We start from the raw sequence: 12,547 nt of genomic DNA, 5'->3' as shown, positions 1-12,547 counted from the left end.
AGACAGCCGGTCCAGGCGCGGATCACCGGATCACTTTTCCAGAATGAACCTGCGGCCGATCGGCTGCAGCGGGCGGGCGTTGGCGGCGTAGATGGCTTCGAATTCCTTGATCGAGGCTTCGGACACCTTGATCGGCTCCTTCATCACCGTCCAGACCACGGTTTCCGAACAGGGCGGCGTCGTGAGGGAGCCTTCGTAGCGGAAGAAGTGCCGCGTGTCGGGCAGCATCTTTGCCGCATCCGCCGCGCCAACCTGCACTTCCTCACCGGCTTTGGCAGGCGCCTTGTCCATCACGGCCTTGAACAGGTCATTCTCCCCGCCCGGCTCGATCATCGCGCCGACGACCGCCAGCGTGCCATCTTCGGCCTGATGCACAAAGTGGGCTTCCATCGGCGCCTTCTTGCCATCGATGGCGTGTTCGGACGGCGTGTGGAAGTGGAACTGGCGCAGCACGTAGGACTTGCCATCCAGATCAATGGTGCCGCCATCATCGGTGTTGGCCTGAATGGTGTGGCCATTGTTGACCACGGTCCAATGGGCATCCTTGTTCCAGTGGAACATGATATCCGCAGGCTCGGCCTTGACCGCATGGGTCAGATCGACGGGGGACTGCTCGTACCCCGCTTCGCAGACCTCGAAATTCTTCGCAAGATCCGCCCAGTGGGCAGGCCCTTCGGCGCCCTCGTAGGTCCAGTGCGGCGAGCTGGCAGCAAATGCCGATGTTGAAATGAGGGCTGCAGCAGCAACTGCAATCAGAAAACGGCTTTTCATCCTGGTCTCCTTGACCACCTCTCAGTCAGCGCTGAGGTGACACTGGAGTAAACCCGAAGAGGAGCCGCGCAAAGTTACGGATAGGTCATGACAAAGATGTAATCCGCCGCCAATCAGAGCGCGCAGAGAGAGGCAAATGCTTCCCATGGGGCTTGCCGAACACCCGATGAAGCACGCCCATCGGGTGCTGGTTTCACTCCACCTTTGGCAGGGATTTGTCCTTGTCGCATTGCGCCAGTTTGAGCTGGCGGAAGGAATAGACGGCCGTGATGAACTGCGTTCCGTCCTCCTTTTCGGTTTCCACCTTCATGCAGCCGCAGGCATAGCCATAATTGCCGTTTACAGCGCGGTAATCGCCGGCGGAGATATCGCCGATATTCTCCATACCCAGCGCTTCCCGGTCCGAGCCCTGCGTGGCCAGAATCCAGTCTCCGTCCCGATCGGTCAGCCACCAGTTGCCCGGTGTCGGATTGACGATCCAGCCGCAGCGGTTCTCAGGTGCGGCAGAGGCGGGAGCCGCAAGCAGAGAGGCTGCAACAGCGCAAACACATGCATGCAAGGGTGCGATGCGCATTTCCTGTCTCCTGATACCAAGGCTTTCGATGCTGACGCATCACGCCTTGAAAATGCTCAAGCGCCGCAGGGGCTTAACCAATGCTCGATGAGGCAAGCTCATCGAGCATTGGTATAAACCGGGGATCAGTTGTTGATCGAGACAATCGCCCAGTAGCTCTTCGCGCAGGCATTGTCCTCGCACACCGGGCTGAGCCAGACGGCCCCATCGCCGATGGCGACGCCTTCGTCGGTCACCAGAAGATCCTCATAGGCGGCTTCCGCAACGACGGCCTTTGTCTCGTCGCTCACCAGCCGGGGGTAGGCAGCGATGAATTCCTCTGCCGTTTCAACCGAGTGGAACGTGCCATTGTTGTTGACCGGCAGGGGGAAGGCCGCAAGTGCGGCCACATCTTCTCCCGTGCCCGTCACCAGCGCACGGCGCACGTCTTCCAGAAACGGATCAAGCCCCTTGGCATCGCCGAGGATGGTCTCGACCCGTTCATAGACATCTTCCGCGCTCGCCGCCGCCGCGGGCATGGCGGTCAGAAGGGCAAGACACAGGGTAAGACACGGGGCAAGGACAGGCGTCTTCATCGGCAACTCCAGGGAACAACCGGGCTGAAGAATACCCGTTTCCGCATCTGTGCGCCTGACAAACTTTGGGCTAAATAATGGCCCTGACCGGAACCGGAAGCGCTTTCCCGCGTTTCCTGTTCCGCAAAGTCCGCTCTGCCGCTCATCCTGACGGCACGACACCAGCCGGTGGCGGACAAAACAGCAGGGGTAGTGTCAGCAATGACCCCAAGCGACGGCCCTCTAGAGGGCGAGGCAAGTCTTCCTCAACATCATCTCCCCAAATCCGGCCACGGCATGCTTATGCTGGGCGCGGCCGGTGTGGTCTATGGCGACATCGGCACCAGCCCGATCTATGCCCTGCGCGAGACGCTGCGGGCCGCGACGAATGGCGGAATCGTGCCCCCCACAAGCACCGAGATCATCGGCTCCCTGTCGATCATCGTCTGGGCGCTAACGGTGATCGTCACCCTCAAATATGCGCTCATCGTGCTGCGTGCGGGCAACAAGGGCGAAGGCGGCACCCTGTCACTCGCCATTCTCGCCCAGTCCGCCGCCGGACGGATGCGCCTTGTCGTCGTCTCCCTCGGCGTCATCGGCGCGGCGCTGTTCTTCGGTGATGCGGTGATCACGCCCGCCATCTCGGTTCTGTCCGCCGTCGAGGGCTTTGAACTCACCGTGCCTGCGGTCGAGGACTACATCATTCCGATCACCGCCGGCATTCTCATCGCGCTCTTCGCGGTCCAGCGTTACGGCACCGGGCGGGTGTCGGCCGTCTTTGGTCCGGTCATGCTGATCTGGTTCGCCTGCCTCGCCGCCGCTGGCGCGGGGCATGTCATGGATGATCCGGCCATCCTGCGCGCCCTCAATCCGCTGGAGGCCGTCGCCTTCGCGCAGGCTCATACCGGCGTTGCCCTGGCGGTGGCCGGTGCTGCCTTTCTGGCCGTGACGGGCGCCGAAGCGCTCTATGTTGATCTGGGCCACTTTGGCCGCAAGCCGATCATCCACACCTGGTTCGTGCTGGTGTTCCCCGCCCTTGTGATCAACTATCTGGGTCAGGGCGCCTATCTGCTCAAGACAGGCGGCTCCATCAGCCAGCCGCTGTTCGAGATGATGCCCGCCTGGGGCCAGACGCCGCTTGTGGTGCTGGCGACCGTGGCGACGGTCATCGCCAGCCAGGCGGTGATCTCCGGTGCCTTTTCGATGGCGCGGCAAGCCGCGCAACTGCATCTGCTGCCGCGCCTGACGGTGATCCACACCTCGGAAACCCAATCGGGCCAGATCTACCTGCCGCAGGTCAACTGGCTGCTGCTGGCCGGCGTGCTGGCGCTGGTGCTGGGCTTTGGCTCGTCGGACGCCATCGCGGCGGCCTATGGCATTGCCATCTCAGGCCAGATGCTGGTGACGACGCTGCTGCTGGCGCTCGTGATGCGCGGTGTCTGGGGCTGGCCGCTGCCGACGGTGCTGCTGGTGACACTGATCTTTGCCGCCATCGACGCCACGTTCCTCACCGCCAACATGCTGAAGTTCATGGATGGCGGCTGGGTATCGATCTTCATGGCGGCGGTGCTTCTGGCCGTGATGACCATCTGGACGCGCGGCAGCCGGAAGCTCTTCGAAAAGACGCGCCGGATGGAAATCCCGCTGGCAGACCTTGCCGCCTCGCTGGAGAAAAGCCCGCCGCACCGGGTGCCGGGCACCGCCATCTTCATGACGGGGGACCAGGAAAGCGCGCCAACCTCGCTGCTGCACAGCCTCAAGCACTACAAGGTGCTGCATCAGCAGAACCTGATCATGACCGTGAAGACGCAGCCGGTGCCGCATGTGGAGGAAGACGACCGGGTGGAGATCACACCGCTGAATGATGACTTCAAGCTGCTCACGGTCAACTTCGGCTACATGGAAGACCCCAACATTCCCAGGGCCCTCAAGGCCTGCCGGAAGCAGGGCATCAAGTTCGACATCATGTCGACCTCCTTCTTCCTGTCGCGGCGCACGCTCATTCCCGCCGCCGCCCCGCCCCTCACCAGCCTGACAAAGCGGGTCTTCATCCAGCTGGCCCGCAACGCTGCCGACACCACCAGCTTCTTCCGCCTGCCCACAGGCCGCGTCGTGGAAATCGGCACGCAGGTGGTGATCTGACCCTGGAGACGGGGCGGGCCGGAAAGGGCCCGCCCCGGTTTCCGCTCCCCTCCCCGTCTTCCCCTCTTGACGGCGCATTCCCGCTCGCCTAGAACCATGAACCGTACGGTACGGTACAGAAATTCCGGAGTGGTTCCTTGGCCAGTGCAGACCTTCACGACAGCTTGCCGGATGAGGCAGCCGCCTTTTCCCCGCGCCAGCAGGCCGTGCTGGAATGCGCGCTGAAGCTGCTGGTCGAAGGTGGCGAGAAGGCCCTGACGACCGCAGGCCTTGCCCGCAGCGCCAATTGCTCCAAGGAAAGCCTCTACAAGTGGTTCGGTGACCGCGATGGCCTGCTTGCCGCCGTCGTCGCCTATCAGGCCAGCAAGGTGCATTTTGCTTCCGAGGCCGCCGCCACTGATGCCACGACCTTCAAGGCCCATCTCACCGGTTTCGTGCGCGAGCTGCTGGAGGTTCTCTCCGGCGAGACGTCGCTGGCACTGAACCGGCTGGCCATCGGCCAGTCCAACCGGGATGATTCCCGGCTCGGCCGCCTGTTGCTGCTCAAGGGCAAGTATACCATTTCCGCCCGGGCCCGCAGCCTGCTGGAAGCAGGCCGGTTCCGCGGCTTCGTCAAGTTCGATGATGCCGAGGAGGCCTATCAGGTGCTCTACGGCCTTGCGCTGCGCGACCAGCATATCCGCCAGATGCTGGGTGATACACCGCGCCCGCGCGAGAAGGACATCGAGGCACAGGCCGCACTGGCCGTGGACAGGTTCTACCGGCTGTTCGGCGCCTGACGCTGACGGACGGAGAAAGCAAAACGCCGCAGCGGCTTACCGCCTGCGGCAGGGATAAACGGGAGAAAGGAAGACCCATGCGTGTTTATTACGATCGCGATGCCGATCTGAACCTCATCAAGTCCAAGAAGGTCGCCATCATCGGTTACGGCTCGCAGGGCCGCGCCCATGCGCTGAACCTGAAGGACAGCGGCTGCAAGGACATCGTTGTCGCCCTGCGCCCCGGCTCCACCACCGCCAAGAAGGTCGAGGCCGACGGCCTCAAGGTCATGAGCGTGGCTGAAGCTGCCGCCTGGGCCGACCTGATGATGATGGCGACCCCGGACGAGCTGCAGGCCGACATCTACAAGGACCACATCGAAGCCAACATCCGTGACGGCGCCGCCATTGCCTTCGCTCATGGCCTCAACGTCCACTTCGGCCTGATCGAGCCGAAGTCCACCGTTGACGTGCTGATGGTCGCGCCGAAGGGCCCGGGCCACACCGTGCGCGGCGAATACGAGAAGGGCGGCGGCGTGCCGTGCCTCGTGGCCGTTCACCAGAACGCTTCGGGCAATGCCCTTGACCTCGGCCTGTCCTACGCCTGCGGCGTTGGCGGCGGCCGTTCGGGCATCATCGAAACCACCTTCAAGGAAGAGTGCGAGACCGACCTGTTCGGCGAGCAGGCCGTTCTGTGCGGCGGCCTCGTCGAGCTGATCCGCGCCGGTTTCGAGACCCTGGTGGAAGCCGGCTACGCTCCGGAAATGGCCTATTTCGAGTGCCTGCACGAAGTGAAGCTCATCGTCGACCTCATCTATGAGGGCGGCATTGCCAACATGAACTACTCCATCTCCAACACCGCCGAGTGGGGCGAATATGTCACCGGCCCGCGCATCGTGACCGCCGAGACCAAGGCCGAGATGAAGCGCGTCCTCACCGACATCCAGACCGGCAAGTTCACCTCCGACTGGATGCAGGAGTACCGTGCAGGCGCCGCCAAGTTCAAGGCAACCCGCCGTCTGAACGACGCCCACCAGATCGAGGAAGTCGGCACCAAGCTGCGCGGCATGATGCCGTGGATCAAGAAGGGCGCGCTGGTCGACAAGACCCGCAACTGATCCTGAAGTCAGGCCATAGCGAACAAAATGATGGGCCCGTCACTGACGGGCCCATCAGACTGCTGCCCCCCCCTCGATCGTCATACCGGACGTAGCGAAGCGGAGATCCGGTACCGGTGGGTCAAGGCCTGCCGGCTCTACGAACCAACTTGCACCCCGGCTCACCGGTCCCGGCTCGCGCTACGCTTGGCCGGGATGACGCGGAGAGGTCGTGTGATTGTCATCAACCTCATGGGCCCGTCACTGACGGGCCCATTTGCGTTGCTGGCGTAAAGTCCGGCAACTGAGATCAGTTCATCAGGCTCGCAGTGCCAGAGGCGAAATACCGCTCGAACAGCGCGGTCACTTCCTGGTCGCGGGCAGCTTCCGTTGCCCCGCCGATGACCACGACCATCAACTGGCGGCCGTTGCGGCGGCCGGTGGCGACAAGATTGTAACCGGCCATGTCGATGTGGCCGGTCTTCAGGCCATCAACGCCCGGAACCTTGCCCAGCAGCTTGTTGGTTGCCTCGATGGTGCGGCCGCGGAACTGGAAGGACTGGGCGCTGAAGTAATGCATGTGCTGCGGGAAGCGGCGGCGCAGGGCCTGCCCCAGCGTAGCCATGTCGCGTGCTGTGGTCACCTGCCGGGTGTCGGGCAGGCCGGAAGCATTGACAAAGCGGGTGCGGCTCATGCCGAGTTGCAAGGCTTTGCGCGTCATCTCTGCGGCAAAGGCATCCTCACTGCCGGAAAGCTGTTCGGCCACCGCCACCGCCATGTCATTGGCTGAACGGATCGCCAGCGCCTGCACCGCCTCTTCCACCCTCAGCGAGCCACCGGCACCGACGCCCAGCTTGGCAGGCGGTCGGGAGGCGGCACGGGCAGAGACCGGAAGCTGACTGTCGAGGGAAATTTCGCCCCGGTCGATCGCCTCGAACAAGAGATACAGCGTCATCATCTTCGTCAGCGAGGCCGGATAACGCGGTGCGTCGGCGTTGAAACTGTCCAGCTCCTGCCCCGTTGCCATATCCACCACCAGCACCGACTTGCCGCGCACTTCGGCCTTGGCAGGCGCCAGTGACACCGCCAGCGGCGCCGGAGCTGCCGTGGCCTGCACTGCGGGCACGGCGGCAACAGCGGCCATGGCGGGCGGGCGCGAGGCCTGCTGCGCGCTCTGGCAGGCAGCCAATGCAAGGATGGCAAGGCCAGCCAGCCCGGCGCGCAGAACACGCAGGGCGGCCGTCGAATGGGAAACGGATGCAGTCACGCCGGGCACTCTCTCACCTTGTCAGCCGGATCATGACTTGAGGCGATAGCCGGTCCTGAAGATCCACGCAATCACCCCAAGGCAAAGCACCAGGAACAAAAGCGTCATCGCCAGCGACAGCTCCACCCCAACGTCCGCCTGACCGTAGAAGCTCCAGCGGAAGCCGGAGATGAGATAGACGACCGGATTGAACAGGGTCACCGTCTGCCAGAACTCCGGCAGCATGCGGATCGAATAGAAGCTGCCGCCGAGGAAGGCGAGCGGTGTGACGATCAGCAGTGGCACGAACTGCAACTGCTCGAAATTGCGCGCCCAGATGCCGATGATGAAGCCGAGCAGCGCGAAAGTGACGGATGTCAGCACGAAGAACAGCACCATCCAGACCGGATGCTGGATGTGCAGATCGACGAAAAGACTGGCCGTGATGAGGATGATCGCCCCCACCAGCATGGCCTTGGTGGCCGCCGCTCCCACATAGCCGATGACGATTTCCAGATAGGAGACCGGTGCCGACAGCACTTCGAACACCGTGCCGGTGAAGCGCGGGAAGAAGATGCCGAAGGAGGCGTTGGAAATGCTCTGCGTCAGCAGCGACAGCATCGTCAGCCCCGGCACGATGAAGGCACCGTAGCTGATGCCGTCCACCTCCTGAATGCGCGAGCCGATCGCCGCACCAAAAACGATGAAATAGAGCGAGGTGGAAATCACCGGCGAGACGATGCTCTGGAAGAGCGTCCGCAGGGTGCGGGCCATCTCGAACATGTAGATGGCCTGAATTGCACGAAGGTTCATTGGGACTGCCTCACCAGATTGACGAAGATTTTTTCAAGCGAATCCTGCCGGGTCTGCAGGTCGCGGAAGGCGATGCCGGCCTCCCGCAGGTCATTCATCAGGCTGGTGATGCCGGTCCGCTCACCCTGGGTGTCATAGGTATAGACCAGCTCCCTGCCCTCATCCTCCAGCGCCAGATCATGGGCAGACAGGCTTTCCGGGACCGCTGCCAGCGGCTCGTTCAGCTGCAGGCTCAGCTGCTTCTTGCCGAGCTTGCTCATCAGGGCGTTCTTTTCTTCCACGAGAACGATCTCGCCCTTGTTGATCACGCCCACCCGGTCGGCCATTTCCTCGGCCTCCTCGATGTAGTGGGTGGTGAGGATGATGGTGACGCCGGACTCCTTCAGCCGCCGCACCACCTGCCACATGTCGCGGCGCAGCTCCACGTCGACGCCTGCCGTCGGCTCGTCGAGGAACAGCACCTGCGGCTCATGCGCCAGCGCCTTGGCAATCAGCACGCGCCGCTTCATGCCGCCCGACAGGGTCATGATGCGGGAATCCTTCTTGTCCCACAGGGACAGGTCTTTCAGGATCTTTTCGATATGGCCCGGGTTCTTCGGCAGGCCGAAAAGCCCCCGGCTGAAGCTGACCGTCGCCCAGACCGTTTCGAAGGATTCGGTCGTCAGTTCCTGCGGCACCAGCCCGACCAGACGGCGGGCGGCGCGGAAGTCGGTGACCGTGTCATGGCCGTTGACCAGAACACGGCCGGATGACGCGCGCACAAGGCCGCAGACGATGGAGATGAGCGTCGTCTTGCCAGCCCCGTTGGGCCCAAGCAGGGCAAAAAGCTCCCCCTTTCCGATGGACAGATCGACTGACTTCAGCGCCTGAAAGCCGCTGTCATAAATCTTGGAAAGGGCTTCGATGGAAATGGCCGGTTGCATGGCGGGGTCCGTGCAGGAGGGAATGGCTGTGGCAGGATGACGCAGGATATGTGCACTTTGCACTCCTGTTTAAACCCCTTTGCCGCAATTTGCAGCACTCCACCGTTCACCGCGCCGTTCACCCAGACTGAACACTGTGTATGGATACGCGCCCTTGGCCCCTGCCCCGGCGCGGCCTATCTTCAGGACAACTTCACAAGATATCCGGAGGCTGCCATGTCCATCCGTCCCGTCCGCCAGATTTCTGGCACCACCCCTGCGCTGGAAGGCGCAGGCGTCCATCTGCACCGCGTGTTCGGCTTTCAGGACCCCGAGCTGACCGATCCGTTCCTGATGATGGACGACTTCCGCAATGAAAACCCGCGCGATTATCTCGCCGGCTTCCCCTGGCATCCGCATCGCGGCATCGAGACCATCACCTATGTGCTGGCCGGAACTGTTGACCATGGCGACAGCCTCGGCAACACCGGCACGCTTGGGGCTGGCGATGTGCAGTGGATGACCGCCGGGCGCGGCATCATGCATCAGGAAATGCCGAAAGGCGACGCCAAGGGCCGCATGCACGGCTTCCAGCTCTGGGCCAACCTGCCGTCGAACCTGAAGATGACCGCGCCGCGCTATCAGGATGTGGAATCCAAGGACATCCCCGTCATTCAGGACGATGACGGCACCATCGTGCGCGTTGTCTGCGGCGAGTTCTGGGGCCGCCGCGGGCCGGTGGACGGCATTGCCGCCGATCCGCAGTATCTCGACATCACCATTCCGCCGGGCCGCGCCAAGCGGCTGCCGGTCGATACCCGCCGTCAGGCCTTCGCCTATATCTTTGAAGGCGCAGGCCGCTTCGCCGATGCTTCCAAGCCCTTCGGCGTGCTAACGGAGAAGGAACTCGACAACGAGGAAATCTACATCCGCGACGAAACCGGCAACCGCACGCTGGTGATCTTCGGGGCGGGTGACGAGGTGGTGGTGCAGGCTGGCGAGGAAGGCATGCGCTTTCTGCTCGTCTCGGGCGCTCCGATCCGCGAGCCGATCGCCTGGCACGGCCCCATCGTCATGAACACCCGTGAGGAGCTGATCCAGGCGGTGACGGAACTGCGCAACGGCACATTCATCAAGCCGTAAGAGCGGGCATCAAGCCGTAACAGCGGGCATCAAGCCGCAAAGGCAGGCCGCCACTGACGGAAGAAACAGATCCCGCCCTTGCGGGACACAAAAGGGCACGCTAGCCATAGTGTGCCCTTTTATTCTTTTCATCCGTGGATTTTTCCAGTGTTTCCAAGCCTCAGCCTGCGCCGCGCCCGTTTGTCCGATGCTCCGGAACTGACGCAGATCCTGCACCGGGCCAAAGCCTCCTGGGGCTATCCGGCGGCGGTGATGGATGCCTTCCGCGCCGAGCAACGCATATCTCCGGCCACCATCACCTCGCAGCTTCTGATCGTTGCGGAGCGCGAGGGGCGCACGGCTGCCTTTGCGGGCGGAGAAATGCGGCAGGACCATTTCTATCTCGGCTTCCTTTTCGTTGCGCCGGAGCATCAGGGCCAGGGCCTTGGCCGCCTGCTGCTGTCGGCCATCGAGGATCTGTCGCGCGATCAGGAAATCTACCGCATCCTGCTGGAGAGCGACCCGCATGCGGCGCCCTTCTACCATCATCTGGGCTACAGGACCTTGAGCGAGCGCCCCTCCACCATGGTTCCGGATCAGCCCATTCCGATGATGGAGCGCAGCTTCGAGCCGCAGTACCTGCCGTTAAGCGGCATTGCCATGCATCTGTCGCGCGCGCAGGGCTGGTCCTTCGAAGCGAACGAAGCCAAAGCCATCGCCGCCCACTGGCAGAGCCTCACCAGCGCCAATCCGAACCTGTGGAACGGGCGCAAACTGCATACGCTGCAGGTGCAGCATGACAGGGGCACCCTCACCGCCCGCTGCGCTGAGGTGAATTACGCCTCCTTTCTGGCCTGGCGTGACTGGGGTGCTCCGGACCGGGAGGCCTACAACCTGTTCGGTGCGGCCATCGTGCGCAGCAGCGACGGCGCGCTTCTTTATGGCGTCATGGGGCCGAAGACCGCCAATCACGGGTCCTGCTATCCGCCAGCCGGCAATCTCGATCTGAATGACCTCAGGCCTGACGGCAGCGTCGATGTGGAAGGCTCCATCGCCCGTGAACTGCTGGAGGAGACGGGCCTGGACATCAACACGGCCCGGAAAGGCGCCCTCTTTGCCCTGTTCGACGGCCAGCGCATCTGCATCGGGCAGGAACTGACATTTGCTGCCACCGCGCAGGAACTGCGTGCACGGATGCTCGCCCATGCGGCCACAGACCCGGAGGAGGAGCTGGCCGATATCGTCATCCTGCGGATGGCGGGGGATCTCAAGGGGCTGAAAGTGCCCGGCTATGCCCGCGTCATTGCACGCCGCCTGTTGCCTCAATCGTAAATTTTCCATTCACCAAAGATGAAAAAGCCGGGCTGGCGAAGCTGCGGAAACCATGCAAAAGTCCGGCCTCATCTTGAACCGGCCTCTGCGCGCCGGGGGAACTTGCAGGAGACATTGCTGATGGGACGCCGTTACGCTGTGCTTGATGTGTTCACGAACAAGGCGCTTGCCGGAAATCCGCTGGCCGTGGTTCTGGACTCCGAAGGCCTCGAAACCGCGCAGATGCAGGTGATTGCCCGCGAGTTCAACCTGTCCGAAACCGTCTTCGTCTTCCCGCCGGAAAATCCCGGCCAGTCCGCCTCCATCCGGATCTTCACGCCCGAATCCGAACTGCCCTTCGCCGGACATCCGACTGTCGGCACGGCTGTCCTTCTTGCCATCGAACGCTTCGGCGAGGTGAAGGGCGAGCAGGATGCCGTGGTGGTGCTGAAGGAAAAGATCGGGCCGGTGCGCTGCGCCGTCATCCTGCGCGAGAACGCGGCCGCCTTTGCCGAATTTGACGTGCCGAAGCTGCCCGAGCCGGCCGGCCCGACCGTCAATCCGGAGCTGATCGCCGCCGCCCTGTCGCTGGACGTATCCGAGATCGGCTTCGAGAATCACACGCCCAGCCGCTTCAAGGTAGGCCCCGCCTTCACCTATGTGCCGGTGCGGGATCTGGAAGCGCTCGCCCGTTCCAAGCCGGACCAGAGCCGCTGGGCTGCCGCCTTCGGCCATGACGACCACAACAACGCCTATGTCTATTGCCGCGAGACCCGCTCGCAGGAAAGCGCCTTCCACGCCCGCATGTTTGCGCCGGGCATGGGGGTTCCGGAAGATCCGGCAACCGGCTCTGCGGCGGCTGCCTTTGCCGGTGTCGTGCAGTTCTACGACGCGCTTCCCAACGGCACCCACTTCATCCGCATCGAGCAGGGCTTCTTCATGGGCCGCCCGTCGCTGATCGATCTGGAGATCGACATTGCCGCGCGCAAGCTCCATGCCGTGCGCATCGGCGGGCAGGCCGTTCTGGTTGCAAGGGGCGAGCTTTTCGTTTGAGGGGAACTCCCCTCTTGCGTGAGGCGGCCCCATCCGCTACACAATTTCGCAATTAACGCATGTCCGGCGCCCTGCCGGCACGGGAAAGGCCCTGAATTTCATGATCGCCGCTTGCGACATGACTGGCTCCAAGACCACCGCGCTTCTGCGTGGCGGCCTTTCCGCGCGCGCCCTTCTGCTTGGCAAGCTGCTTCTGCTTAGATG

Annotated in this window: 12 protein-coding genes; 6 read left to right on the top strand and 6 right to left on the bottom strand. The window is 63.1% G+C overall.

Annotation, left to right across the window (positions count from 1 at the left end):
* Window positions 1–30: 30 nt before the first annotated feature.
* From IF10I1_RS06855 to IF10I1_RS06845, 3 genes are all read right to left on the bottom strand, one after another.
* Entirely contained in the window at window positions 31–771 is a 741-nt protein-coding gene (locus IF10I1_RS06855) for a carbonic anhydrase (RefSeq protein ID WP_050474198.1), read from the bottom strand.
* Between the two features lie 193 nt (window positions 772–964).
* Window positions 965–1,345, bottom strand: a complete 381-nt coding sequence (locus IF10I1_RS06850) for a DUF4087 domain-containing protein (protein WP_186391057.1) — start codon at window positions 1,343–1,345, stop codon at window positions 965–967.
* A 125-nt stretch (window positions 1,346–1,470) separates the two neighbouring features.
* Entirely contained in the window at window positions 1,471–1,920 is a 450-nt protein-coding gene (locus IF10I1_RS06845; RefSeq protein WP_152967575.1) for a hypothetical protein, read from the bottom strand.
* A 201-nt stretch (window positions 1,921–2,121) separates the two neighbouring features.
* Here IF10I1_RS06845 and IF10I1_RS06840 point away from each other — a divergent pair, with 201 nt between their 5' ends.
* The 3 genes from IF10I1_RS06840 to ilvC all read left to right on the top strand — a co-directional run bounded on the left by IF10I1_RS06840 (window position 2,122) and on the right by ilvC (window position 5,917).
* The gene (locus IF10I1_RS06840; RefSeq protein ID WP_371341214.1) at window positions 2,122–4,041 is read left to right on the top strand and encodes a potassium transporter Kup; all 1,920 of its coding nucleotides are present in this window, start codon (window positions 2,122–2,124) and stop codon (window positions 4,039–4,041) included.
* A 137-nt stretch (window positions 4,042–4,178) separates the two neighbouring features.
* Window positions 4,179–4,820: a TetR/AcrR family transcriptional regulator gene (locus IF10I1_RS06835; protein ID WP_082439926.1), complete on the top strand. Its 642-nt coding sequence runs from the start codon at window positions 4,179–4,181 to the stop codon at window positions 4,818–4,820.
* A 77-nt stretch (window positions 4,821–4,897) separates the two neighbouring features.
* Window positions 4,898–5,917: a ketol-acid reductoisomerase gene (ilvC, locus tag IF10I1_RS06830; protein WP_050474202.1), complete on the top strand. Its 1,020-nt coding sequence runs from the start codon at window positions 4,898–4,900 to the stop codon at window positions 5,915–5,917.
* Between the two features lie 289 nt (window positions 5,918–6,206).
* Here the strand turns inward: ilvC and IF10I1_RS06825 are convergent, their stop codons facing one another.
* From IF10I1_RS06825 to IF10I1_RS06815, 3 genes are read right to left on the bottom strand one after another with little or no spacing between them, the layout of a single operon-like run.
* Window positions 6,207–7,163 carry a D-alanyl-D-alanine carboxypeptidase family protein gene (locus IF10I1_RS06825; protein ID WP_244284546.1) on the bottom strand — a complete coding sequence of 319 codons (957 nt, stop codon included), beginning with the start codon at window positions 7,161–7,163 and terminating at the stop codon, window positions 6,207–6,209.
* Window positions 7,164–7,193: 30 nt separating this feature from the next.
* A complete protein-coding gene (locus IF10I1_RS06820) occupies window positions 7,194–7,955 on the bottom strand; it encodes an ABC transporter permease (RefSeq protein ID WP_186391059.1) in 762 nt (253 codons plus the stop codon).
* Window positions 7,952–8,878, bottom strand: a complete 927-nt coding sequence (locus IF10I1_RS06815; RefSeq protein ID WP_058899378.1) for an ABC transporter ATP-binding protein — start codon at window positions 8,876–8,878, stop codon at window positions 7,952–7,954. The genes IF10I1_RS06820 and IF10I1_RS06815 overlap by 4 nt, the downstream gene beginning before the upstream one ends.
* A 216-nt stretch (window positions 8,879–9,094) precedes the next feature.
* Between IF10I1_RS06815 and IF10I1_RS06810 the strand changes: the two genes are divergently transcribed.
* The 3 genes from IF10I1_RS06810 (at window position 9,095) to IF10I1_RS06800 (ending at window position 12,343) form a co-directional block, all read left to right on the top strand.
* Window positions 9,095–10,000: a pirin family protein gene (locus IF10I1_RS06810; protein ID WP_055453937.1), complete on the top strand. Its 906-nt coding sequence runs from the start codon at window positions 9,095–9,097 to the stop codon at window positions 9,998–10,000.
* Between the two features lie 147 nt (window positions 10,001–10,147).
* Window positions 10,148–11,311, top strand: a complete 1,164-nt coding sequence (locus tag IF10I1_RS06805; RefSeq protein ID WP_186391060.1) for a GNAT family N-acetyltransferase — start codon at window positions 10,148–10,150, stop codon at window positions 11,309–11,311.
* A gap of 120 nt (window positions 11,312–11,431) precedes the next feature.
* Entirely contained in the window at window positions 11,432–12,343 is a 912-nt protein-coding gene (locus tag IF10I1_RS06800) for a PhzF family phenazine biosynthesis protein (protein WP_050474206.1), read from the top strand.
* The last annotated feature ends 204 nt before the right edge of the window (window positions 12,344–12,547 follow it).

Source organism: Pannonibacter sp. I15F10I1 (assembly GCF_900185665.1).
In the GTDB taxonomy this organism is placed as follows: domain Bacteria; phylum Pseudomonadota; class Alphaproteobacteria; order Rhizobiales; family Stappiaceae; genus Pannonibacter; species Pannonibacter indicus.
This window is presented reverse-complemented; position numbering and strand designations above follow the sequence as displayed.

What these genes read in the sequence shown, in the direction of transcription:
- IF10I1_RS06820 (WP_186391059.1), bottom strand. Translation starts at nt 7,955, where the DNA reads ATGAACCTTCGTGCAATTCAGGCCATCTACATGTTCGAGATGGCCCGC.
- IF10I1_RS06840 (WP_371341214.1), top strand. Translation starts at nt 2,122, where the DNA reads ATGACCCCAAGCGACGGCCCTCTAGAGGGCGAGGCAAGTCTTCCTCAA.
- IF10I1_RS06800 (WP_050474206.1), top strand. Translation starts at nt 11,432, where the DNA reads ATGGGACGCCGTTACGCTGTGCTTGATGTGTTCACGAACAAGGCGCTT.
- IF10I1_RS06845 (WP_152967575.1), bottom strand. Translation starts at nt 1,920, where the DNA reads ATGAAGACGCCTGTCCTTGCCCCGTGTCTTACCCTGTGTCTTGCCCTT.
- ilvC (WP_050474202.1), top strand. Translation starts at nt 4,898, where the DNA reads ATGCGTGTTTATTACGATCGCGATGCCGATCTGAACCTCATCAAGTCC.
- IF10I1_RS06850 (WP_186391057.1), bottom strand. Translation starts at nt 1,345, where the DNA reads ATGCGCATCGCACCCTTGCATGCATGTGTTTGCGCTGTTGCAGCCTCT.
- IF10I1_RS06815 (WP_058899378.1), bottom strand. Translation starts at nt 8,878, where the DNA reads ATGCAACCGGCCATTTCCATCGAAGCCCTTTCCAAGATTTATGACAGC.
- IF10I1_RS06810 (WP_055453937.1), top strand. Translation starts at nt 9,095, where the DNA reads ATGTCCATCCGTCCCGTCCGCCAGATTTCTGGCACCACCCCTGCGCTG.
- IF10I1_RS06855 (WP_050474198.1), bottom strand. Translation starts at nt 771, where the DNA reads ATGAAAAGCCGTTTTCTGATTGCAGTTGCTGCTGCAGCCCTCATTTCA.